This window comes from Halomonas sp. KG2, assembly GCA_030440445.1.
Classification (GTDB): Bacteria; Pseudomonadota; Gammaproteobacteria; order Pseudomonadales; family Halomonadaceae; genus Vreelandella.
The window spans coordinates 1,915,340-1,936,402 of record CP098528.1; the positions used below are offsets into that span (position 1 = coordinate 1,915,340).

Sequence of the window (21,063 nt, forward strand, 5' to 3'; positions counted from 1 at the left end):
CCTTGGGTCGACAAAAGGAGAGGTACCATGGAACAACATAACGATCACCGTTTGCGCGAAGGCTACGAGCGCCTGCTAGAACGCATGCAGGACGGGGCCAACGATCTTACCTGGGATAATCTACAAAAGGATTTGGACGACGCCGTTGCCTTTGAAGCGGAGCTGGAAGAGTACACCAAAGACGAGCTAGCACTGCTGCGTGCCTGGGTAGAGCGTGACCTGAAAGATATGCGCTACTACATGGCGGATACTGGTAAGCAGGTGGCTAGCTGGTTGGGCATTGATATCGACAGCCTTTCACGGCGGGTGGCGGAATCGCTGCTTTCAATCGCCGACCGCAGCGTGGTGGAACGCGAACGCTTCGAAGATGACTTAGAAGCTGCTCGTGCCGACTACTGCGAAGGTGAAGTCGCCGCGCCGGGCCTGATGGCGTGCGTACACTGCGATGCCCAGGTGATGCTAGAAAGCGTCTCGCGCCTGGAACCATGCCACCAGTGTGGCCACCGCTATTTCTACCGCTTTCCCAGTAAAATCGTCGAAACCTAAGAGGCTAGCGCACTCATCACTTAATTGACCCAGATGCTCAGGCCTGCGATCGCACCCAGCGAGAGCAGGCTCATCATCGCCGCATACAGTAAATTATTTTTCATCATGCGGTAGCCGCTAACCCCGTAGCGCCCCTGCAGCGAAAGGTTAATGCCAGATAACGGCCCAACACTGGTACCTACCGCCCAAGCGCTCAGTGCAACAAAGGCAAACAGCGTTTGCTCACCGCTTGCTAAATTCAAAATAGATGCCAGCACGGAAACGCCAATGATCGGGTGTAATCCCGCCAGCGCACTCAGCGTAATCGCCGCAAAGCTCACCATGGCTTGCCACATGCCAAAGGTAGCAAATAGCGTCCACTCGTCACCTGCTGCGGCCGCTACCAGGGTAGAAAGCCCCAGCGTTAATAAGCCCGCCGCTAAAAACAGCGAGATTTCCCCGCGCATGGCGGGTAGCCGTGTGGTGGTGTGTTGGCGAATGCGCCGCAGGGTAAAGCGTGTGCCTTCCCGTAGGTTGCTCAGCACCGCTACCACTGGCAGTAAAAAGGTAATAATACTGACAATAGTGAGCGACGGCGTCAGCCAAAAATGAAACAGCATCACCAGTGCTGCCATGCTCGCCGGCATTAACAGGCTGCGTGGCGAAAGTGAAAAGCCGTCGACCTCGGTTAAATCAAACCGACGCCTCAACTCTAAGGTGGTTAATAGCCCCGATAGCATCGCCAACGGAAATCCAATCAGCGCAATCTGGCCGTACTGAACGTCGGGCGCCAAGGCAATCACCACCGCCATAGAGGCAAAGAAGGGCGACCACAATGCCGCACTTGAAAGCCCACGATTTAAGGCCAACAGCTGGGGCATGGTTAACGGAGAGCGCCTGGCTAAGCGGTCGCCCACCATAAAAATCGTCGAAAGATTCAGAATAGTGCCGAGAAAGTGCACCCCCAGCCACGTGCGCAGCACGCCATCGGCACCAGTCACCCGTTTGCCCGGTGGGCGCTTATTACCCTGGGTGCCAATCAACGAAATAAAGCTAACGCCCACCAGCATCGTGGCCACAAACACATTGCCCTGAAGCATGGCAGGCCAATTTACATTGGCGCCATACATCACCCGTGCCACTATCAGCATCAGCACTCCAAGGGTAATCAATATCCCCGCCTGAATGCGCGAACGACGCGGAATATCCCGCCACAGCAGCGCCACCGCCACCCACAGCACATAGCTCACCGCCTGCGCCATCGGTATCACGCCGATAAAGCCAATAATTTGAGCGAACAGCCCAAGCAGAATCAAAACACCCGCCACCCGCTGCCGCATCGTTGTCTCTTGCATCTCAATCCCTTGCTGGTTGAGTTAGCAGGCTAATCGGCTTTTCAACAATTGGCTAGCAGAAGGCGCAGGAAACTTCGCATAAACGTAACAATAAGTGCATTCATGTAGTGCTGTGCGTGCTGCTGCCCATAGGCCTCGAATTATTGTGGGAGGGCGCTTCAGCGCGCGATGATAATGCCGCCAACACCAGCCGCGCCGTTATAACCAATCAAAGCAACTTGTAGCGCGCGGTAACGAATATCGCGAGGAACGAGTGAATGAGGCACCCGCGAAAGGACTTTGCCATGCCGAAGAAAACTGAGTAATGTTAAAAATAGATAGTTTGCTTAACTTAATATCAGACAAAAAAACACAGACGGTCGCCAGCGGAGCGTGTTAACGCAGCCCAGTTGTACCGGGGCGGTAGCGTGCCTTTTTTATCTAGCCGAAAGGGCTGCGGTAGCTCTAAGCTATACCTGAGAGAAGCCATCAAGTGCATATCCTTGGACTAATGAGCTAGAACACGCTGTTATGCCCAAAGTATTTTAGGTCAGAGTATGTCAATAGAATCTATCGTGGAAACAACTTGGCCTGAGATATTGAAACTGCAAGCAGAAGTCTACCATTTGGTTGAACCAGAGAGCCTAGAGGTGTTGCAGGATAAGTGGCTGAGGTCGCCAAGCAGTTGTTTTATTTATAGAGATAATAAACAACTAGTAGGGTATGCGTTAGCGCATTCTTGGAATAGTAAGACGCCACCGAAATTGTTCAACAAGCTACCGAAAGGGACAGAAGGATCAATTTTGTTCCTCCACGATTTAGCTGTGTCGAGTAATTCGTTTGGCAAAGGTATTGGCTCAACAATGATGGCGCATTTAGTGAATATTGCTATCGTCTCAGGCTACAGAGAAATTCGGTTAGTTTCTGTTCAGAACTCAATGCAATTTTGGCAAAAACAAGGTTTTACATCATTAGAGCAAGCGGTGTGTAAAAGTTATGGTGATAGTGCGCAGCTAATGAAACGAGAACTTGATGATAACGCGCATGCGTCATAGTGAACTGCCATGTGCCTAAAGGAGTTCGTCAATGATTAGGAAAGCATTGAAACGTGATTGTTTAGATCTAGCAGCGTTGTCACTTCAAGTTTGGTTGCACACATATGCGGTGAAAGGTGTTCGTTCTCAAATATCAAAATATGCCTTGTCTACTTTCAATGAGGAATATTTTGCTAAGTTACTCAAAAGAGAATGTATTGATGTTAGAGTTTTTGAAGAGGATTCGCACCTTATTGGTTTTATTGTTGCTGATTTGAATTCAGAGCTTGAAGATGTTTCAGGCTATGAAATTGTAACGCTATATGTATCACAACATTTTCATGGCAAAGGTGTTGGTCGCCAACTCCTAAGAGAAATAGAAAGTGCTCATGGGCTCCCTTTTTGGTTATCCACTTGGGTTAATAATCATGACGCAATTGGGTTTTATGATAAATTAGGTTTTAACATCGTTGGTGAGCTCAATTTCAACCTAGAGGGGGAGTTGCACCGTAACCATGTGTTTGCGTACGCCGGCACATAATAAAGTGTTTGTGAACGATTTCTCAATGCTTATCAGGTTCGCTTCGCTTACATTTTGGAAAGCATTTCGTCGCGCCTTAAAATGGCGTTAGCTTCTCCCGTAGCCGAAGGAGGAGGGATGTATGAAGGTGAAACCGCAAGCTTTTATCGAGATGAATGGACTAAAACTCTCTCCATGCTGAAAGCATATACCTGCCCAGTTGCCAGGAGTATCGAGGAAGCATTGGTTCTGATAATGCTTGTTGGCGATACTGTTGGTATGGTCGAAATGGGGATCGAAAGCACGCGTGATGTATTTCGAGCGTTGGCCCGCAAAACCAGAAATTAGGTGATTGAATATGAAGCCAAAACTTTCCGGAGGTCTAGTGCATGAATTACCCGTTGATTTGGCCGTAGCATTAACTGAAAAAGGCCTCATTAATACTTGGGAAGCCTTATCGGCAATTGGCCGTAATGAATTTATTTGTTGGGTTGAAGACGCCAAACAAGAGAAAACTAGAGTAAAACGGATAGCTCGAGCTACTGAAGAGCTTCTAGAAGGAAAAAAAAGACCTTGCTGCTGGGTAGGGTGTATACATCGAACTGACAAGAAACCTAGTAAATGGCAACAGGATGTTTTGATAGATAAAAAGAAAAAGCCAGGAGAGAAATGAAATAAATAACAAATGGTCATATGCGACTCAGCGGCATACTCTCCTTTGTACTTTTTCTTCTCTCACCGCTGCGCAACACAGCAAGGCGTTTTATATATTTTTGTATGGAAAGTCAGAGAAATATGGATAAAAATGCTGAAATCTGGCGTCATTACTACGGAAAGGCACTATCTCGCCCACATTTAAAACGCACCGAGTTTGCTGTTCGGTTCAATGAATCAAATCTTAAAGTAGCCACTGATTGTGGCTGTGGCACAGGGAGTGATATTCAGTATTTAGAGCAGCAGGGTTTTCAAGTGCATGGCTTTGACATTAATTTTGACTCAGTTGCTATTTGTAGAGATAGGTTTGGGGCAAGCTCATTAGTCAAAATTTCAGAGTCTTCGTTTGAGTCCTTCGACTATCCTAAGTCTGGCGTAGTTGTCGCTAATTCAAGCTTGTTCTTCGCAGACCCAGATCAATTTGAAACGACTTGGAGAAATATTAAGTCATCAATTGAAGTCGGTGGGGTATTTGCAGGCGACTTTATGGGTGTCAACGACAGTTGGGCTAAAAATTATCGTAGTCCAATTACCTCTTTATCCGAATCTGAGACAAAGAGGTTGTTCACTGAGTTTGAAATAGTCAGATTCTATGAACGTGACGAAAAAGCTAAAACTGCATTGGGTAGAATGAAGCATTGGCACATCTATTCTGTTGTCGCGGTGAAACGTATATAAAAAGCATTTAAGACAGATTCGCAACGTTCGACATTTTGACTTTAATGTTTACACCTCAGCGATTTTGGTAGAATGGCAGCGTTTCTCACTACTTAACGCGGCGTCATGCTATGAAATATCAAAAACTGCACATAATTGGTGGCCCGGGAAGCGGAAAGTCATATATTGCTAGGAAGCTTTCAGAGAAATATGGCCTGCCTCAACACGATTTAGATGACATATTTTGGGATCGAAACCATACGGATTACATCAGGTCTGGCGACGAGGTACGGCAAAGAAACTTAGAGTCCATCCTGTCGAATGACACCTGGATAATTGAAGGGGTTTACTATAAATGGCTAGAGAAGTCCTTTGAAGGCGCCGATAAGATAATTGTCCTCAATACGCCAGTGTTGCTGAGGCAATGGAGGATACTGCGGCGCTATTTGGGCTACAAGCTTTCACGCAGCCGCGAAAAAAACGAAACGTTTGCAAATCTTATTGAACTGATGTCTTGGAACCAAAAGTACGACCGAGACAATCTGGTACGATTTTATGCGTTTTCGAAAGCTCAGGCTGATAAAATAATAGTTTGCAGCAGCTTCTCTGAGGTAGAGCGAGCAGTTAATGGCTGAATGCCAATGTTAGAATGATTCAGGCAGATAACTCGCTGAGTAATTAAATTAGGATGATAGGCGATGGAGACGGTTCGAAATCTGTTTTTCTCCCGTCTCGTTAGGCGAAAAAATATACTGTATAGGCATAAAATGGATTATTTGAGCATAAATAAAGAGGCATGGGACAAAAGAACCAAAGTACACGTTGAATCGTCATTCTACGATGTTGAGTCATTCAAAAATGGTAAATGCTCGTTAAACCCAGTAGAGCTAAAACAGGTTGGAAATGTAGAGGGAAAATCTTTATTACATCTACAGTGCCATTTTGGTCAAGATACCCTGTCTTGGGCTCGTTTAGGTGCAGAAGTCACGGGTGTAGATTTGTCTGCTGATGCAATCGAACAGGCAAACTTACTGAAGCAGTCTTTAGGCGTAAAAGCAAATTTTATTGAAAGTGATGTTATTCAATTTGGTCGTGAAAATACACAGAAATTCGATATCGTATTTACTTCATACGGAGTTCTGTGCTGGCTATCCAATTTAGCGGATTGGGCAAAAATAATCGCTAAGTCATTAAAGGCTGGTGGCGAACTCCATCTGATTGAGTTTCATGCTTTTAACGACTTGTTGTCAGGTTACTCGTACTTCTCTAGCAATGCCCCAGATGTTGAAGAGGAAGGTACTTATACCGAAAACTGCGATGGCACTAAATCGACTGTGGTAACTTGGTCCCATTCAATGAGTGAGGTTATAAGCGCTTTAATTGGTGCAGGGTTAGCTATAGAGTCTTTCTCTGAACATCCCTATAGCCCTTATAATTGCTTTGATGGTTTAGAGTTGGTGCCAGATTTAGGGTATCAAATGTTATATAAGGGACAACAGGTTCCATTGTTGTACGCAATTAAAGCACGAAAAATCGCCTAACATGCTGCTCGAAAGCTATTATGTGATTTTCTCGGTTTAGTGTGTACCTTGGGCTAGTTCAGGCGAGGCGAAAAAATCCAGCATACAAGAAGTAGAAGAAGACACTGTTTGACGGGCATCATTGATGCTTACATGAACACGTAAGCATCAACCAAGTAATACTAAGCGTTGTCTAACCGTTACTCAGGGAATGATTAGGGCGCTCAGTTATTGCCCCGCTTCAGCGCCTCTGCGTCGATTTCCAGGAAAGCCTGCTCGGAAGACTCATGTTGCCCAGTCGACTCAAAAGTCTTCAATAGTGACCACTCATAAAGTGGGGCACCGGGGTGTTGGCTGAATTGTTGGATACCGTAAACCTCGAACGTAAAAGGCCCAGGCCCAAACAAATCCCTATTCTCAGTATGCTTTTTGGCGACCACTAGAAAAACGCTATTATCGGACTCGAAAAGGCGGTTGTCCCGAATCGTTATGGCGCCGGAGAAAATACGATGATCTAGCCAAGTGAATGTATCTCGATTGGCTGCTGGTATAATGCTGAGCTCGCCGTTAGGCAAGCGAATGAAGAAGGTCAGCGAATTATTACTATATGACATGTTTCTGTCATATATCGAGGCAATGACATAATCCTCCATACCGTTTCTGTTGAGATCAATACGGTTTACGCCATCGGTTAACTCAAGCTGAGAAAACGCCATGGCATTAGTGCTAAAAAAGTAAACCAGCAGGAAGAATAGGTGCTTACTCATCGACCGCTCTTATTAACCGGAAACCGATATCGGGCATTCCAAACCCCGGAGAATGTACATCACAACTTGATAGCACGTTAGTGACGGCTTGTTGATAACTGCCGCCACAAAAATAATACATGGGGATTCCCTTAGCGTAATGGTTTCTTTCATCAATCCATTCCGCTGCGTTACCGCTCATATCGTAAAGATCCAATGTATTGGGAAGCTTAGAGCCTACGGGCAACGTACCCGATACGGTGCCATCTTCAGAGGGGAAGTTGGCGACTGCTTCTGGTTGTGGACTGCCTGAATGAGGGTAGCCATAGGAACCGTCTGCAATACCTTCATGGCCACCTCTAGCTGCGACATGCCATGCAACCATATCAGGTAAACGGTACCCCGATGCTTTAGGCTCCCTTCTTATGTCGGAGCTATCATCGATTTCCGGTATGGCTTTAAGCGGCGCCCCCTCGGTGTCTAGGTAGTAGGGAGTCAGCCCTTGGTATTCGCTTAGGGCATTGGCAAACAAAATGGTATCCCACCAGGTGACATTAACGGCAGGGTGCTGGCCGCTACTCTGGTTGTCTGACCGACAGCCGTCAATTGTGGCGCCATCACAGGCGTCGCCCAATGAATAACCATGCTGGAATGCCCAGGACTGCACTTCCTGATAGAGCTGGTACGGTACTTCCGTTTTCATTATCAAAAATGACGGGGTAGAAAGATTGGCATTGCCAGCATAATCTTGGTCGCCGAAAACTGTGCCGACGTAAAAGCTTCCACCCTCTACTTTAGCCTCGCCTGGCAAATGAAAACTACTCTGCGCAAACACAGGCGTGCAAAAAAGAAAACACAAAATTCCAGCGACATTTTTCAAAATCTAAAGCCTCAGGTCTACTAGCACTTAATTATTTTTTGGAAAAATATAAATTTTTCGATTTTTACGTTACGCTCATTGTAGTTAATAATCTGCTTTAAAAGCTATCGCTAATTCATGGCGGAAGCAGACCTTTCGTCGCATTGTGGACTAGTCTTTGGGGAAGTAGAAAATGGTATCTCTGACCAAGGCCTCGCTGCTGAGCAGAACAGCGACCGACCTGACATTATCGGTGGCGTTGACAACAATTGATGCGGAGAATGCCGCCGACGCAGCCTATGCAGGCGTTCGCACCGTTACCTTCAAAGTAAAAGCGGTCAAGGAAAGTAAGGAGCAAGGCGTTACTTATCTTGGTTGGAGCAGCTAAAGATGCAGGAGTAAGGCAATGGAAACATATAAGCCTATACAGGTTCTCAAACCTGTTGCCAAAGATATTTGGATTGTGGATGGCCCACTCATAAAGTTTAAAGGGGTAAGCTTTCCTACTAGGATGACGATTGTTCGGTTATCTTCTGAGGCATTATTTATACATTCTCCGGTCGAGCTTACTCAGCACTTGAAAGAAGAAATTGAAAAGCTAGGAGAAGTTAAACATCTCGTGTCTCCCAACAGAATTCACTACTGGTGGATTGGTGAATGGAAAGCACTATATCCAAACGCAATATCCTGGGCATCTCCTGATTCTCGGGACGCTGCGCGAAAAGCTGGTTGGGAATTTGATAAGGATCTTTCAGATGAGCCAGAAAACGAATGGCGAGAGGATGTAGAGCAGTTGATCGTTAAAGGGAGCAGGATTTTAGAAGAGGTCGTCTTTTACCATAAAAGCTCTAATACGCTTATCCTTGCTGATTTAATCGAGAACTTTGAGGCTCAAATGGAAAAATCACTGATTATAAGGATGTTCATGTGGCTTGCCGGTAATTTGGATCCTGACGGCAAGCTTCCAATTGATTTGCGAATGGCATATATAGGGCACCATAAACAATTAAAAAAGGCGATTGATAAAATTCTGGAATGGAGTCCTGATAAGGTAATCATTGCTCATGGTCGTTGGTATGAAACGAATGGTGTTGCCGAATTAAAGCGTGCTTTTCGATGGGTAAAATAATCAATAGCCACACATGAAAAGTCAAGGCTGCCGGAGGCTTCGCGCCGCAGCTTGAGGCATTATCAGTCAGCAGTAAAAAGGAACTTTCAATGGATTTAAAGTATCGTTCAGCTAAATCTGAAGATCTGGAGAGTCTTGTAGCTTTGCTTTCAAATGATCTGCTTGGTAGTCAAAGAGAAGATTCAGCAATTCCTTTGGGAAGGGGATTCTGATGACTGATCATGTTGGTTCTTGTCTGTGTGGCACCGTGAGATTTAAGGTAGAAGGCGAGTTTGACAGCTTTTACCTGTGTCATTGTCAGCACTGTCAAAAAGATACAGGCTCGGCTCATGCGGCAAATCTATTCTCAAGTTCAGCTAAATTGATCTGGGAGTCAGGTACTGATGCTGTGACTTCCTTTGCGCTTCCAGGCTCTCGTCATAACAAGAGTTTTTGTAAGTTGTGTGGTTCAGCATTACCGAATACTCAGGTCGCGGGTTTGCTCGTCGTTCCTGCTGGGTGTTTGGACACTGAAATCACTATGTTGCCAACTGCACACATCTTTTTATCTAGCAAAGCTACTTGGGATGGAGAGTTGGGGGAGGTGCCAAAGTTTGAGGGGCTGCCAGATTGAGCGACCAACACATAACCAGCGGCTGTTGCGGGTGCACCTATGTTGCGTTTTGGCACGCCGCAGAGCCAAGCGTTAAGCCCAGGAATTACTATGAGTTTAGTCGAAATATTAGCTCTGTTTACAGTGATGTCAGCTTTAGCGCTAGTTCCCAGCACTAGTGTCGCCTTGGTCGTTGCTCGCTCTTCTTCTGCCGGATTCTCGAACGGCTGTGCCGTTGCAGCGGGGATTGTAGTCGGTGATCTTATCTTTGTATTGCTAGCTGTTTTAGGAATGACTGCTCTGGCAGAAGTCGTGGGTAGTTTTTTCTTGATACTGAGATATTTGGCAGGCGCGTATTTGATCTGGTTTGGTATATGTCTTATGAGATCGAAAGCGCCATTGCAAGTGGAACATTCCGGCCGATCAGCAGCGAAATTATCAGCAAGCTTTTTCTCTGGTCTGCTTCTCACTCTGGGTGATGTAAAAGCTATATTTTTCTACGCGAGCTTATTCCCTACTTTTGTTGATTTGGCCATTATCCGGACATGGGATATCGCAGCAATTGCGATGATAACCGTAGTCGCCGTTGGGGGTGTCAAATTAGGCTATGCATATTTCGCGGGGGCCGTTGCGTCATTTGGCACTAACCATAGAGCAGAGCGAGCAGTTAAAGTGACGGCTGGTGGTTTAATGGTTGGAGCCGGATCGTATCTGATAGCAGAGGCTTAACATCTATGAATCTGATCGTTTGTACGGACGAAACCCGGTTTTGGGTTTTCGGACCGGTCATGGAGAAGGTCTTGATGTACTGACTCGGTAGATAAACCAACCACAGTTGCAAACTGGACGTGCGCCAAAATGAGCTTCATAGAACTTCGAAGTTTCCAATGGCTTGCGAGTGATGAAGGCCAAGCTTTCGGATTGAATGATCATAAAGCTTCTCTACATAGATGGTTTTGTTGTTTAGGCTTGATAAGGCAATTTAGTGCATAGTGAAGGTAGATGTTTTGAATATTTTGGCCAAGTGTGGCCGGACGTAGAGGCATCTTTTTAGCTTAGCTAAGCAGGCTGAGCTGGGGGAGAAAGATCAATGAATATCAAGGCCATGCATTCGACAAGCGTATGATGGCGGGTATTATGTGAAAATCTGAATTGGCCGTTTTTACTTTACTGAAAATAGGGAAAGTATGTACATAAATGAGTTAAGTGAAAAATTTCGCGAAGAATGTAGAGTCGCATTGAGCGAAGAACAAACAAAGAGTCTATCGGAAACGAATAACTGGTCTCATGTAGACCGAGCTAAAGTGCATTCTGACTGGGACGTTCTTTATAAAAAGATGGTTTCTTATGTAGATGCTGCTGATCCTAGTAATGAAGATGTTCAAAAATTGATAGCTGAACACTATGAAATAGTGAGTCGCTTCTACGTTCCTAGTGAAAAAGCATATATTGGAATGGCGCTGTTTTATGGTGAGAATGAAGGAATGAAAATATTCCATACTGAGTACCATTTAAACATGGTCAACTTTGTGGGTGATTCAATCTGCTTCTACGCGTATCAGAAGTTGAAAAACACATAACAAGCAAAGGCAGGCGGATACTTCGGACGTTATTATGTGCCCCTCAACCCTCGAGGAGGTAGGGCTATAAACACTCCAAAGTTAGGTATCCCGTTACGACTAGGCTGGTGCCTTCCTGATTGACATATGCGTTGGTAAGGTTCTAAAGTCTGCGGCCAAAGGTATCGGGCACCTGCCGCCTGCAGACGCAAGTCACGGTGAAGCCCGACGGTACGAACATACTCACTCTCGAAGCATTTCGTAGGTGGGCAATGCAGGCCCCCATCAAGAACGAAATGCCTCATTTGAGGAGTGAATGATGTCGTTCCGACACTCACCTGACAATCGTTTTTTGATTGCCCCCATAGGGCGAACTTTCTTAGCTAATGCATTTCCAATGATGCTCGTCATGACAATGAACGGGCTGCTGAATGTTGTCGATGCCACTTTTTTAGGGCACTTCGTCGGCACCAATGCCTTAGCTGCCGTCAGCATCGTCTTTCCGGCCTTTATGATCACCGTTGCCCTGTCGACTCTTGTCAGCGGTGGTATGTCCAGCCTTCTGGCCCGTCACCTGGGCGCGGACGCAAGAGATCAGGCTGCGGCAGTCTTCACCCGAGCACATGGGTTGGCACTCTGTATCTCACTCACTCTGATCGTAATCTTCCTGGTAGGGGGGCGTGCCGCCGTTGGCTACTTGACGGATGGGCAGAACGGCATCACTGGGCTGGCCCACACTTATCTATCGATCATGATCTATGCGACGCCCTTACAGTTCCTGCTTGGGCTGCATGCGGATGCATTGCGCAATGAGGGCCGGGCGGGGTTCATTGCGCTAATGTCGGTTGGGGTGACGCTTGCTAATATTGCACTGAACTATGTGCTGATCGTTATTCTTGATCTCGGCGTCGCCGGGTCAGCGTGGGGCACGGTGCTAGCCCAGGGCCTGGGCTTAGGGCTATTGATTGGCCTGCGCCTGCGTGGAGACGGATTACTGCCGCTTTCATCGCTCGGCAGATACCGCTGGTCTGGAGACTGGCGCCCTATACTAGCCCTTGGGGCACCTCTCAGTCTCAGCTTCATCGGTATCGCGCTTGTCTCGGCGACTCTGATCGCAACCCTGCGGCTGACAGCAGAGGCTGGTTATGCCGACATTATCGCGGCCTACGGGATCGTCACTCGGATCTTCAGTTTCAGCTTTCTACCCTTGATGGCTATCGCGCTCGCAACCCAGAGTATCGTCGGGAACAATGTCGGCGCGGGGCTCTTCCTTCGGTCGGATGCTGTACTGCGACTCGCACTCGGCACAGCACTGTTTTATTGCGTTGCAGTTGAGATCATTCTGCTCGGCAGCAGCCACTATATTGGGGCGGGCTTTGTCCGGGACCCAGTCGTAGTGGCTCAAGTTGGGGCGATCCTGCGTCCGATGATGTATTTTTACTTCGTCGTTGGTCCGCTTCTAGTACTAGCGCTCTATTTTCAAGCGGTGGGACAGCCGGGGAGAGCAGCGATTCTGACGTTAACCAAACCTTTCTTACTGAGTCCGGCACTGATTGTTGCGCTCGCGCTCATCAAAGACGCCGATGCGATTTGGTTGGCGTTCCCAATTGCCGATGGCCTCATGGCTAGTCTTGCAATTGTCATCGTGATTTCCAGCCTGAAACGGCATACGACCGGCTCCGGATTTGGGCTGGCAATACAGGGAGAGCCAACATGACCCTTCAAACACTTGCGGAAGCCAAGGCGCAGGCAAAATCACTGCGTCAAGCGCTTGTCGCCAAAGGAACACAGATTAGCCACGCTCAATCGCTGGAGCTCATCGCCCAGCAAAACGGGGTGCGGGACTGGAACACGCTTTATGCTCGGCTGTCAGGTGCCGAACCAACGCTCTTCAATATCCATGATGAGGTTCGTGGCCAGTACCTGGGGCAAAATTTTAGCGGCCGGATTGTTGCGATATCGAAGGTGGGAAAAAGCTATAGGCTTTCGATACAGCTGGACCAGCCGATCGATACCGTCCAATTTGCGAGCTTCTCCAACATGCGCCGTCGTATTAGGGGCGTCATTGATCAAGAAGGTCGGTCACCACAAAAGACGTCGGATGGCACGCCGCAACTAATCGTCGAGCCTCTAGTGCGCCGCAGGTAAATAGCGCCGGCACTTCAACCAGGGAATGTGGGCGGGAGTTGCGAACCGCCCACACCTCTACCTAGGTATGTTTGAGCGCACGCTACATTACCTGATCGAATACAAGTTAGACTTATCGGTTTTCCATCCGAAGTATCGCAATGATCTTTACCCAAAACTAACCAACATGGAAGGTGGTAGATAGGGCTCGGAAATGGATTTTCTACAGCCTGTTAAGCCTCTATAATGACAGCATTTAGACAGTAAGGAAGTCGAATGAAAAACATGTTTTTAACTTCATCTTTCGTAGATGTTGCAGATCTATTTGTGAAATTTACCAGCGCAAAATGTGTAGGAAAAACGGTTACGTTCATTCCTACGGCAAGTCTAGTCGAAGAGGTCAATTTTTATGTGGCCGCAGGCAGAGAAGCACTCGAGAAGTGTGGGCTAATTGTTGATGAGCTTGAGATTTCAACTGCTCCAAGTGAAGAGGTAAACAGCAAGCTTCAAAAAAATGACTATATCTATGTCACTGGTGGAAATACTTTCTTTTTACTTCAAGAGTTGAAAAGAACTGGTGCAGATAAAATCATAAAGGAGCAAATAAGTTCAGGGAAAATGTATATCGGAGAGTCTGCTGGCTCTATTGTTATGTCGCGCAGCATCGAGTATGTGAAAGACATGGACGATTTCACGGTGGCACCTAATTTAGACTCTTTTTCATCATTAAATATGGTTGATTTTTATCCAGTACCACACCATACCAACGCTCCTTTCAGGCAAGTCGTTGAAAGCATTATCACTAGCTATGATGACAAAATAGATCTTTGCCCAATTAGTAATACGCAAGCCATTATCGTCAATGGTGATGAGTTTGAAGTCTGGACGGCCGAAACTTAACCAGACACAGCAGTTCGCGGACTATGGTTACGAGGTGCTTGTTCCTCGCGCCGCTAAACTCATTATAGAAGCACAAGGAGATCGTAAATTGCCTGTCCGTGAAGCTAGGGAAGCTGATCTGAAAGCCATGTGCCAGCTTTCTAATGAGATTAATGACATTCACTATTCGCATATGCCGCATGACTTCGCGAAGCCAGATGGAAGTAATCGTGATGAGCCATATTGGCGGGGATTCATGAATATGGATGACTCTGCGGTTTTTGTGACGGAGGACAATGGCGTATTAACAGGCGTCGTGGCTGTGTCGGTATCAACTTCAACGCCATACCCATTTCTGACTTCTCGGCCCCGTGGGCACGTAGCCACAATAGTAGTGGCCGAAAGCCATCGTGGAAGGGGGCTAGGCCGCGAACTTATGTCTGCTGCTGAAACTTATGCAAAAGAGAAAGGTGCTGAGGATATCAAGCTAGAGGTAATGGAGTTCAATGCGGACGCTTTAGATTTCTATAGAGAGTTGGGCTATGGAAACTTTTCGTTCCGCCTTTCAAAGCCTTTGCCCTGACAAGCGCAGTAATGGCGGCGGCAGTTCCTTGCGGTTTATATTTTGGAGTAGTTCATGCCACATTGCATTATTGAGCATTCAGCATCGTTGGACGGTGAGTTGATATTACCATTGGTATTTGCAGGTGCCATGACGTCAGCGCTATTTGAGGCAGATGGTAGTGATATAAAAGTTAGGTCAATTGCCTATCAAAGCTATATAACGGGGAAGGCAAGGTCTGATTTTGTGCATGTGGTGCTAAAGATTCTGGCAGGTAGAACCCCTGCCCAAAAGGAAATGCTTTCAAGATCGGTATTAGCGCAATTGCAAACACTTGAGCTTCCACGTTGCTCGTTAACCGTCGAGGTTGTGGATATTGAGCGTGCCAGTTATTCAAAGTGGGTGAGTGAGTCATAGCAAGGTAAGGTATGCGCGGCCTGCGGCCATTGTAATGCTCACAAGTTCGCATATCTGAAATGGGTGTTAACCAGAATTAGAGAGCTATATGAGCACCAAGAAATATCTCGTTGTTAGTTCACATGAAAGTGAGTTTCCTAACCCCATCACTTTCAGAAAAGGTGACCCTCTTGTTGTTGGCGAGGAGTATGAGGGAACTGAAGAGTGGGATAACTGGTTTTTCTGCAGTTCTCCCGGGCAGGAACCAGGTTGGGTGCCTGGGCAAGTTATTGAGCGATTGGAAGGTTCAGAGGGGCGTGCACTTGATGACTACACCGCTAGAGAGCTTAATGTGCTGGCGGGTGAGCGACTAACTGGCGCAAGAATTTTGAATGGATGGCTATGGTGTGAAAAGTCTACCAGCAAAGAATCAGGGTGGGTTCCATTAGAGAATCTGAAAGAGGTTGAAGAGTAGTCGCAGTGCCGGTAATGCCATCAATTCGCCGCCGGACGCCTGTTCCGCGCGCCGTTTGTGATGGCAGCCCAGTCTACGTCACCACCTACATATGTCTTCAGGCTGGCGTTGAGTAGCAGGGGGAAGCTGATATAGAGGAGGTCATCACGAGACTTTATTTCCACCTGAATCAAGATCCATAATTGCTAATCTCAGGTGTTCCAAAAATACTCTCACTTTCTCCCGTGGGTATTTTTTTCCCGAGTAAATCGCGTATAAGACGAGATCCTCTGGCTGGCAGTTAAGATCAATCTTAATAAGCGATCCATTTTCTATATCTGCTTGGCATGCATGAGTGGGTAAAATAGCAAAGCCAAGCCCTTTCAGCGCGGCAGCTCTAGCCATGTAGCCACTATTGACCTTATAGCTGGATTGCACCTGAATGGTCTGGTTATGCTTGAATCGCCAGGGCATGCCTTGTAGGACAGACAGGCTGGTAATGCAGGGCGCTTTGCTCAGTTCATCCAGTGAGCTAGGCAATCGGTGTTGTTTAAGAAGTTGCGGCGCGGCAACTACGCAACTAGACCAGCGCTGGATTTCTTTAGCGACCCAGCCAGAATCCTCCAATGGCCCTCTACCGAAGCGTAACACCAGGTCGAACCCTTCTAACAAGCCTTCTGAAGGGTTTAATTGGGTGTCGCAGCTTAGTTGTATTTGAGGATGCTGGAGGCAAAAATTTGCGGTGATTTCGGCCAGAAAGGGGAGGTCAGGCATGATGATCTTAAGGTGGCCGGATAGAGAGTCACCATGCAGTGAGGCTTCTTCTAGTGCGTCATTCATTGCTCGTGTGAGCGGGGTGATAGCCTGATAAAGTTGCTTGCCTGCGGCGGTTGGAATCATCTTGCGGGTGGTGCGCTCTAATAGTCGCAAGCTAAGTTGTTGTTCCAATAACGCGACATGGCGGCTGACATTAGATGTTGGCAATTGAAGCTGCTCCGCTGCACGCTTAAAGCTCAGTTGCTGATATACCGCCTGAAAGCTAAGTAACCATTGAAGCTCGATTTTCTCAATCATAGATTATCTCAAAAAATGGGATTAATAACGCAATAATAGCGTGTTTATCCTTCAGGGTGGCTTTGTGACAATCTCTGCCGAATTTAATTATTTAGGTAGGGCCGATGAAGAATACCAATCGTATCGCCATTGTTGGAGCAGGGGTTGCAGGCATCGCGCTGGCGATACTCGCCACACAACAAGGCTATCAAGTGAGCGTGTATGAGCGTGACAGTAAGGTCTCGTCCATTGGTGCTGGCGTGACTTTATGGCCAAATGCAGTTTTTGTTCTGCAACAGATGGGGGTGGAAAAAGAGCTAAAACGTCTGGGTGGTACTCCCCGTTTAATGCGTCAGTTTGATCAATTTGGCGCTTGGCAGGGTGAGCTTGATATTGAGGAAGTGAATCTGCTGAGTGGTTTCCCCAGTATAACAATATTGCGCCGTGATCTTATGAGCATACTGGCCAAGAGGTTGGATAATTTGGGGGTGAAAATACACCTTGGCTGCCCAATGACGGCGCAGGATATTGGTAGATTAAAGCAAGAGTTTGACGTGGTAGTAGGAGCCGATGGGAGAATGAATTCGGTGGTGCGCCACACGTTATATGCAAAAAAAGTGAACCCCCGCTATCAGGGGTTCATTAATATCATTGGTATTAGTCAGTTGGATGAAGGGGTTTTAGATAACGCCATCCATGATTTTCGTGGTCTTGGTGAGCGCTTTGGAATTGTCCCTGTTAAAAATGGACTATGTTTCTGGGCTGGCGCATGGAATGCCGATATTGATAAACAACGGCCCTTATCTGCTTGGTATGATGAGCTGCATCAGCGTTTTCGCTGCTGGCCTGAGCCGGTACGCAACGTGCTGAAATTCTATAATGCAGCATCGCTCAATCGTATTTTTGTTCATGATCTTGATCCCCTGCCTTACTGGTATCAAGACAATGTTGTCATTATTGGAGATGCAGCCCATGCGTCTTTGCCAACATCAGGGCAGGGAGCGTGTCAGGCGCTGGAAGATGCGTGGCATCTTGTCAGGCTTTTGGGAGAGCAAGGTGAGTTGGAAAACGTTCTGACAAGTTTTTATCAGCAGCGAATCGTTAAGACATCCTCAGCTCAAACCGTTGGAAGGCAGGTGGCCGAGAGAATTTTTGGAACACAACTTGCGTCTCAGCCAGCGACTTTAGGCGTTTCTGCTGAGCAATTAAGCCAGTTATGGATGCAAGGATTAGAAACGCAGTAGGCGTAATTAAAGGAGTAGAAAATGAGTTCTTACGGAACGTTGATATTTTTCTGTGGAAAGATGGGCGCTGGAAAAAGCACGCTGTCTGCCAGCATTGCGCGTGAGCGCGGCGCCGTGCTGCTTTCAGAGGATGACTGGTTATCTGCTCTTTTTCCTGGCGAAATCAACGATTTCAACGACTACATCAGTTACTCGTCGCGCCTTAAACCATTGCTTAGGGAACACGTTGAGCAAATACTTTTGGCAGGCACCACTGTGGTTCTAGATTTCCCCGGCAATACGAGGAAGCAAAGGGCATGGTTTAAGGATATCTACTCGCCACAGGGGATACCCCACGAACTGTACTATGTGATGGTCGAAGACGAGGTTTGTCTAAAGCAGCTGAAACAGCGCCAAAGGGAGCAGCCTGAGCGGGCGAGCTTCGATACCGAGGAGGTTTTCAGGATGGTAACGGGCTACTTTGAGTCACCCGAAGAATCAGAGGAATTCAATGTCCAGGTTGTCGAGCGGGCGTTGTCATAACTTGCGTGCTGTTTATCTAATGCTTTTGGTACCGTTTTATCTGTATTGGCAGGGCTTTGAAAATATTTATTTGGAGCTTTGTTGTGGCCTAAAAGAAATTAGAGCATGACCCAAAAAGCGATGATAGAACAGTTGAAGTGGGTATGCTACTAAGGTTTGTTGAGACTGTAGCGGCATTTTTTCTTTCTATAGTTTTTGCCTCAAGTTGTCGAGGAGGTTGTCTTAGTAGAGCGAATAAAGATGAGCTTGATATTAATTGTGTTTTTTAATTGTCGATGTTAGCGCGAATTTTTAACGATGAGTTTAGTGAAGCTTAGAGACCTTCATGCACACGATAGGTTGGCAGTTGTATCTATGCTAAGAGACCCTGCAGTAATGAGGTTTCTGGGGCCTCGTCGTGCTCTTACAGAGGACGAGTCTGATTTATGGTTTAAGAGTGCGCTCGCCACCCCATCTCGCTTTGTTATCGCGGATGTAAATAGCGATGAGTTCATCGGATTTTGTGGCATCAAAGAGATGAACGGTGTTGCGGATTTTGGTTATTTCATTAGAACTGAGTTTTGGGGGAAGGGGATTGCCGCCAAAGCCTGTGAGCTGGTCGTGGAAAAGCTAGCCACCGAGGTTGATTGGGAGACTGTTCAGGTTTTCATCGCAGAGAATAATGTGGCCAGTAAGAGAGTCGCCGAAAAGCTGGGCTGGCAGGTGGTACATAGCGCGACTAAGGATGGAGACTATGGTCGATACTACCGGATTACTATGTAAGCGGTGACAAGGGATGCTCCTGATAGTAGGGCTGACGCAATTGTGGATGTTGAACAGCTACATGAATGGCAGCCTTCTGAAGTGAAGGCTGCTTGTTCAAATAGCTAGGAACCTGGTTATTTGACTTGGTGCTTATCAAGCGTTCGCGCTATTACCGACAACCCGATTTTTAACAGCGTGGCGGCGTCAGCCAAGAGAAAGCTTAATGAAGTTGAGCTGGTACAGTTTTAAGCTTGGCAATTGTCAGCATGGAAACGTTTTTACTCCGCTATGATCGCAATGTGGTTCGGGTGAGACGCTACCCGATTCAGCCATCGGCAAACGTTGGGGTAGTTCGCCAATCTGAACCCGCCATCTTCCGCGACATGGGTATAGGCGAACAGGGCAATATCCGCGATGGTGTAGCGGCCTGCTACGAACCACTCCTGTCTTGCTAAGTGATCGTCCATCACCGCTAGCGCTTCGCGCCCCAATGCTTGTTTACCCGCTAGCTGAGCTTGGCGTTCATCATTCAGGCCAAGGTGAGTTAGCCAGAAGCGCGGTGTGGCGATATTGGGTTCGTGGCTGTACTGTTCAAAGTTCATCCAGCGCAGGGCCTGGGCTTGGTTCCAGCGATCTTCTGGCCAATAATTACTCCCTTGGGCTAGATAGTAGAGAATGGCGTTCGATTCGCTGAGAAAGCGGCCGTCGTCGAGCTCGAGTACAGGAATCTTGCCGGTGGGGTTCTTCTGCAAGAATGCCGGGGTTCGCGTTTCTCCATGCACGATATCGTAATGGCGATAGTCATAGGGTCTATCCAGCAAATTCAGTAATAGACGCACTTTGTAGCCGTTGCCGGAGGGTAGGTAGTCGTGCAAGATCATCGTCGTCTCCTGTGAATTGAACGCGAGGGTGGCCGGTCTGGGATTCACACCCAAGCCACGGAGGACAGTGTTTCGCTTTCCGCGAAGTTCGACAAACGAATAGTACTGATATCAGCCATTAGTGGGGCTGATGAATAGAGGCCCCGTTACATGGATATGGATCTCCTGCGCACCTATATTGCCGTGGTTGATACCGGTAGCCTTACCCGTGCCGCGCGTCAGGTGCACCGAACCCAGGCCGCACTTAGTATGCAAATGAAGCGGCTGGAAGAGCAGGTTGGCTGCAGCTTGTTCTTTAAAGAAGGCCGCAATCTAGAGCTCACCAACGAGGGCAAACGTCTTGTCAGCTACGCTCGCAGATTGCTGGCAATGCATGATGAGGCGCTAGTTCAACTGAGATCGAGTGCCGCTTTACCGACGTTGCGTATTGGCAGCCCAGATGACTACGCCCAGAGCCTGCTACCTTTGTTGGTAGATACCCTTCATGACCAACACCCCAATGTCCAACTACAGCTGATATGCGCACCTACCATCACGTTGAGAAACCAGCTGGATGAGGGAGCACTGGACTTGGCTATCCTGACGCGAGCGGCCAACAGTGATGAGGGCCATGTGCTGATGCTTGATAGGGGAATCTGGATCCAGCACCCGGAATTCGACTGGCAGCAGCACGCAACGTTGCCTTTGGCTCTCTATGAAGCCGACTGCAAATTTCACAGCGCTGCGCTGGATGGCCTGAACAAAACACGCCGCGCTTACCGCATTAAGGCGCTCAGTGCCAACGCAGGAGCTTTGATGGGGCTGGTTCGGCAGGGTAAGGCCATCACGGCGGCGGCGACGGCTTCCTTGCCGAGTGATTTGGTCGAAGTCAGTGCTGCCCATGAAATGCCGGCACTGCCTAGTATTGATATTGTGCTGGTCAGCTCTTCCTCTGGGCATCCTTTGGTGTCGGTGAGTTGGGCGGGAGAGTTGGCAAAAGCGTTATCGCTTAGGCTGCACGAGACATAGAATG

28 protein-coding genes are annotated in these 21,063 nt (G+C 47.6%); 23 read left to right on the top strand and 5 right to left on the bottom strand.

What is annotated here, in order from left to right; all coding sequences use genetic code 11:
• Window positions 1–27: 27 nt before the first annotated feature.
• Window positions 28–546, top strand: a complete 519-nt coding sequence (locus NDQ72_08875; GenBank protein WKD30037.1) for a zinc ribbon-containing protein — start codon at window positions 28–30, stop codon at window positions 544–546.
• A 20-nt stretch (window positions 547–566) separates the two neighbouring features.
• Here the strand turns inward: NDQ72_08875 and NDQ72_08880 are convergent, their stop codons facing one another.
• On the bottom strand, window positions 567–1,880 hold the full coding sequence (locus NDQ72_08880; GenBank protein WKD30038.1) for a hypothetical protein: 1,314 nt from the start codon (window positions 1,878–1,880) through the stop codon (window positions 567–569).
• 554 nt (window positions 1,881–2,434) lie between these two features.
• Here NDQ72_08880 and NDQ72_08885 point away from each other — a divergent pair.
• The 7 genes from NDQ72_08885 (at window position 2,435) to NDQ72_08915 (ending at window position 6,325) form a co-directional block, all read left to right on the top strand.
• On the top strand, window positions 2,435–2,914 hold the full coding sequence (locus tag NDQ72_08885; GenBank protein ID WKD30039.1) for a GNAT family N-acetyltransferase: 480 nt from the start codon (window positions 2,435–2,437) through the stop codon (window positions 2,912–2,914).
• Between the two features lie 31 nt (window positions 2,915–2,945).
• Complete coding sequence (locus tag NDQ72_08890; GenBank protein WKD30040.1) at window positions 2,946–3,434, top strand: GNAT family N-acetyltransferase; 489 nt, start codon at window positions 2,946–2,948, stop codon at window positions 3,432–3,434.
• A 117-nt stretch (window positions 3,435–3,551) separates the two neighbouring features.
• Window positions 3,552–3,761 carry a 3-methyl-2-oxobutanoate hydroxymethyltransferase gene (locus tag NDQ72_08895; protein WKD30041.1) on the top strand — a complete coding sequence of 70 codons (210 nt, stop codon included), beginning with the start codon at window positions 3,552–3,554 and terminating at the stop codon, window positions 3,759–3,761.
• A 10-nt stretch (window positions 3,762–3,771) separates the two neighbouring features.
• Window positions 3,772–4,086, top strand: a complete 315-nt coding sequence (locus tag NDQ72_08900; protein WKD30042.1) for a YdeI/OmpD-associated family protein — start codon at window positions 3,772–3,774, stop codon at window positions 4,084–4,086.
• 122 nt (window positions 4,087–4,208) lie between these two features.
• Window positions 4,209–4,805: a class I SAM-dependent methyltransferase gene (locus NDQ72_08905; GenBank protein WKD30043.1), complete on the top strand. Its 597-nt coding sequence runs from the start codon at window positions 4,209–4,211 to the stop codon at window positions 4,803–4,805.
• A gap of 110 nt (window positions 4,806–4,915) precedes the next feature.
• Window positions 4,916–5,419, top strand: coding sequence for a hypothetical protein (locus NDQ72_08910; protein ID WKD30044.1), 504 nt, complete (start codon window positions 4,916–4,918; stop codon window positions 5,417–5,419).
• A gap of 132 nt (window positions 5,420–5,551) precedes the next feature.
• Entirely contained in the window at window positions 5,552–6,325 is a 774-nt protein-coding gene (locus tag NDQ72_08915) for a class I SAM-dependent methyltransferase (protein WKD30045.1), read from the top strand.
• 203 nt (window positions 6,326–6,528) lie between these two features.
• Here NDQ72_08915 and NDQ72_08920 read toward each other — a convergent pair whose 3' ends face one another.
• Window positions 6,529–7,071 carry a hypothetical protein gene (locus NDQ72_08920; protein WKD30046.1) on the bottom strand — a complete coding sequence of 181 codons (543 nt, stop codon included), beginning with the start codon at window positions 7,069–7,071 and terminating at the stop codon, window positions 6,529–6,531.
• Window positions 7,064–7,861, bottom strand: a complete 798-nt coding sequence (locus tag NDQ72_08925; protein ID WKD30047.1) for a formylglycine-generating enzyme family protein — start codon at window positions 7,859–7,861, stop codon at window positions 7,064–7,066. Before NDQ72_08925 ends, NDQ72_08920 begins: the two co-directional genes overlap by 8 nt.
• A 241-nt stretch (window positions 7,862–8,102) precedes the next feature.
• Here NDQ72_08925 and NDQ72_08930 point away from each other — a divergent pair, with 241 nt between their 5' ends.
• From NDQ72_08930 to NDQ72_08980, 11 genes are all read left to right on the top strand, one after another.
• Window positions 8,103–8,297: a hypothetical protein gene (locus NDQ72_08930; protein WKD30048.1), complete on the top strand. Its 195-nt coding sequence runs from the start codon at window positions 8,103–8,105 to the stop codon at window positions 8,295–8,297.
• Between the two features lie 18 nt (window positions 8,298–8,315).
• On the top strand, window positions 8,316–9,038 hold the full coding sequence (locus NDQ72_08935) for a DUF4336 domain-containing protein (GenBank protein WKD30049.1): 723 nt from the start codon (window positions 8,316–8,318) through the stop codon (window positions 9,036–9,038).
• 211 nt (window positions 9,039–9,249) lie between these two features.
• The gene (locus NDQ72_08940; GenBank protein WKD30050.1) at window positions 9,250–9,651 is read left to right on the top strand and encodes a GFA family protein; all 402 of its coding nucleotides are present in this window, start codon (window positions 9,250–9,252) and stop codon (window positions 9,649–9,651) included.
• A gap of 90 nt (window positions 9,652–9,741) precedes the next feature.
• On the top strand, window positions 9,742–10,359 hold the full coding sequence (locus NDQ72_08945) for a LysE family translocator (GenBank protein ID WKD30051.1): 618 nt from the start codon (window positions 9,742–9,744) through the stop codon (window positions 10,357–10,359).
• Between the two features lie 509 nt (window positions 10,360–10,868).
• Entirely contained in the window at window positions 10,869–11,210 is a 342-nt protein-coding gene (locus tag NDQ72_08950) for a TipAS antibiotic-recognition domain-containing protein (GenBank protein WKD30052.1), read from the top strand.
• Window positions 11,211–11,508: 298 nt separating this feature from the next.
• Window positions 11,509–12,906 carry an MATE family efflux transporter gene (locus NDQ72_08955; protein WKD30053.1) on the top strand — a complete coding sequence of 466 codons (1,398 nt, stop codon included), beginning with the start codon at window positions 11,509–11,511 and terminating at the stop codon, window positions 12,904–12,906.
• A complete protein-coding gene (locus tag NDQ72_08960; GenBank protein WKD30054.1) occupies window positions 12,903–13,337 on the top strand; it encodes a glyoxalase superfamily protein in 435 nt (144 codons plus the stop codon). The genes NDQ72_08955 and NDQ72_08960 overlap by 4 nt, the downstream gene beginning before the upstream one ends.
• Window positions 13,338–13,592: 255 nt before the next feature.
• A complete protein-coding gene (locus NDQ72_08965) occupies window positions 13,593–14,216 on the top strand; it encodes a Type 1 glutamine amidotransferase-like domain-containing protein (GenBank protein WKD30055.1) in 624 nt (207 codons plus the stop codon).
• Window positions 14,191–14,778, top strand: coding sequence for a GNAT family N-acetyltransferase (locus tag NDQ72_08970; protein WKD30056.1), 588 nt, complete (start codon window positions 14,191–14,193; stop codon window positions 14,776–14,778). Before NDQ72_08965 ends, NDQ72_08970 begins: the two co-directional genes overlap by 26 nt.
• Before the next feature lie 54 nt (window positions 14,779–14,832).
• On the top strand, window positions 14,833–15,174 hold the full coding sequence (locus NDQ72_08975) for a 5-carboxymethyl-2-hydroxymuconate Delta-isomerase (protein WKD30057.1): 342 nt from the start codon (window positions 14,833–14,835) through the stop codon (window positions 15,172–15,174).
• Between the two features lie 88 nt (window positions 15,175–15,262).
• A complete protein-coding gene (locus NDQ72_08980; protein ID WKD30058.1) occupies window positions 15,263–15,628 on the top strand; it encodes an SH3 domain-containing protein in 366 nt (121 codons plus the stop codon).
• A 144-nt stretch (window positions 15,629–15,772) separates the two neighbouring features.
• On the opposite strand, the gene NDQ72_08985 is transcribed toward NDQ72_08980, so the two are convergent.
• The gene (locus NDQ72_08985) at window positions 15,773–16,681 is read right to left on the bottom strand and encodes a LysR family transcriptional regulator (protein WKD30059.1); all 909 of its coding nucleotides are present in this window, start codon (window positions 16,679–16,681) and stop codon (window positions 15,773–15,775) included.
• A 104-nt stretch (window positions 16,682–16,785) separates the two neighbouring features.
• On the opposite strand from NDQ72_08985, the gene NDQ72_08990 reads away from it, so the two are divergent.
• From NDQ72_08990 to NDQ72_09000, 3 genes are all read left to right on the top strand, one after another.
• The gene (locus NDQ72_08990) at window positions 16,786–17,904 is read left to right on the top strand and encodes an FAD-dependent monooxygenase (protein ID WKD30060.1); all 1,119 of its coding nucleotides are present in this window, start codon (window positions 16,786–16,788) and stop codon (window positions 17,902–17,904) included.
• Between the two features lie 21 nt (window positions 17,905–17,925).
• Window positions 17,926–18,426, top strand: coding sequence for an ATP-binding protein (locus NDQ72_08995; protein WKD30061.1), 501 nt, complete (start codon window positions 17,926–17,928; stop codon window positions 18,424–18,426).
• A gap of 297 nt (window positions 18,427–18,723) precedes the next feature.
• The gene (locus NDQ72_09000; GenBank protein ID WKD30062.1) at window positions 18,724–19,188 is read left to right on the top strand and encodes a GNAT family N-acetyltransferase; all 465 of its coding nucleotides are present in this window, start codon (window positions 18,724–18,726) and stop codon (window positions 19,186–19,188) included.
• 260 nt (window positions 19,189–19,448) lie between these two features.
• Here NDQ72_09000 and NDQ72_09005 read toward each other — a convergent pair whose 3' ends face one another.
• Complete coding sequence (locus NDQ72_09005; protein ID WKD30063.1) at window positions 19,449–20,051, bottom strand: glutathione S-transferase family protein; 603 nt, start codon at window positions 20,049–20,051, stop codon at window positions 19,449–19,451.
• A gap of 150 nt (window positions 20,052–20,201) precedes the next feature.
• Here NDQ72_09005 and NDQ72_09010 point away from each other — a divergent pair, with 150 nt between their 5' ends.
• A complete protein-coding gene (locus NDQ72_09010; protein WKD30064.1) occupies window positions 20,202–21,059 on the top strand; it encodes a LysR substrate-binding domain-containing protein in 858 nt (285 codons plus the stop codon).
• Window positions 21,060–21,063: the final 4 nt, after the last annotated feature.

Excerpts from the sequence above, each read along its gene's own strand:
- NDQ72_08875 (WKD30037.1), top strand. The coding sequence starts at position 28 with ATGGAACAACATAACGATCACCGTTTGCGCGAAGGCTACGAGCGCCTG.
- NDQ72_08880 (WKD30038.1), bottom strand. The coding sequence starts at position 1,880 with ATGCAAGAGACAACGATGCGGCAGCGGGTGGCGGGTGTTTTGATTCTG.
- NDQ72_08890 (WKD30040.1), top strand. The coding sequence starts at position 2,946 with ATGATTAGGAAAGCATTGAAACGTGATTGTTTAGATCTAGCAGCGTTG.
- NDQ72_08895 (WKD30041.1), top strand. The coding sequence starts at position 3,552 with ATGTATGAAGGTGAAACCGCAAGCTTTTATCGAGATGAATGGACTAAA.
- NDQ72_08900 (WKD30042.1), top strand. The coding sequence starts at position 3,772 with ATGAAGCCAAAACTTTCCGGAGGTCTAGTGCATGAATTACCCGTTGAT.
- NDQ72_08905 (WKD30043.1), top strand. The coding sequence starts at position 4,209 with ATGGATAAAAATGCTGAAATCTGGCGTCATTACTACGGAAAGGCACTA.
- NDQ72_08910 (WKD30044.1), top strand. The coding sequence starts at position 4,916 with ATGAAATATCAAAAACTGCACATAATTGGTGGCCCGGGAAGCGGAAAG.
- NDQ72_08915 (WKD30045.1), top strand. The coding sequence starts at position 5,552 with ATGGATTATTTGAGCATAAATAAAGAGGCATGGGACAAAAGAACCAAA.
- NDQ72_08920 (WKD30046.1), bottom strand. The coding sequence starts at position 7,071 with ATGAGTAAGCACCTATTCTTCCTGCTGGTTTACTTTTTTAGCACTAAT.
- NDQ72_08930 (WKD30048.1), top strand. The coding sequence starts at position 8,103 with ATGGTATCTCTGACCAAGGCCTCGCTGCTGAGCAGAACAGCGACCGAC.
- NDQ72_08935 (WKD30049.1), top strand. The coding sequence starts at position 8,316 with ATGGAAACATATAAGCCTATACAGGTTCTCAAACCTGTTGCCAAAGAT.
- NDQ72_08940 (WKD30050.1), top strand. The coding sequence starts at position 9,250 with ATGACTGATCATGTTGGTTCTTGTCTGTGTGGCACCGTGAGATTTAAG.
- NDQ72_08945 (WKD30051.1), top strand. The coding sequence starts at position 9,742 with ATGAGTTTAGTCGAAATATTAGCTCTGTTTACAGTGATGTCAGCTTTA.
- NDQ72_08955 (WKD30053.1), top strand. The coding sequence starts at position 11,509 with ATGTCGTTCCGACACTCACCTGACAATCGTTTTTTGATTGCCCCCATA.
- NDQ72_08960 (WKD30054.1), top strand. The coding sequence starts at position 12,903 with ATGACCCTTCAAACACTTGCGGAAGCCAAGGCGCAGGCAAAATCACTG.
- NDQ72_08965 (WKD30055.1), top strand. The coding sequence starts at position 13,593 with ATGAAAAACATGTTTTTAACTTCATCTTTCGTAGATGTTGCAGATCTA.
- NDQ72_08975 (WKD30057.1), top strand. The coding sequence starts at position 14,833 with ATGCCACATTGCATTATTGAGCATTCAGCATCGTTGGACGGTGAGTTG.
- NDQ72_08980 (WKD30058.1), top strand. The coding sequence starts at position 15,263 with ATGAGCACCAAGAAATATCTCGTTGTTAGTTCACATGAAAGTGAGTTT.
- NDQ72_08985 (WKD30059.1), bottom strand. The coding sequence starts at position 16,681 with ATGATTGAGAAAATCGAGCTTCAATGGTTACTTAGCTTTCAGGCGGTA.
- NDQ72_08990 (WKD30060.1), top strand. The coding sequence starts at position 16,786 with ATGAAGAATACCAATCGTATCGCCATTGTTGGAGCAGGGGTTGCAGGC.
- NDQ72_08995 (WKD30061.1), top strand. The coding sequence starts at position 17,926 with ATGAGTTCTTACGGAACGTTGATATTTTTCTGTGGAAAGATGGGCGCT.
- NDQ72_09000 (WKD30062.1), top strand. The coding sequence starts at position 18,724 with ATGAGTTTAGTGAAGCTTAGAGACCTTCATGCACACGATAGGTTGGCA.
- NDQ72_09005 (WKD30063.1), bottom strand. The coding sequence starts at position 20,051 with ATGATCTTGCACGACTACCTACCCTCCGGCAACGGCTACAAAGTGCGT.
- NDQ72_09010 (WKD30064.1), top strand. The coding sequence starts at position 20,202 with ATGGATATGGATCTCCTGCGCACCTATATTGCCGTGGTTGATACCGGT.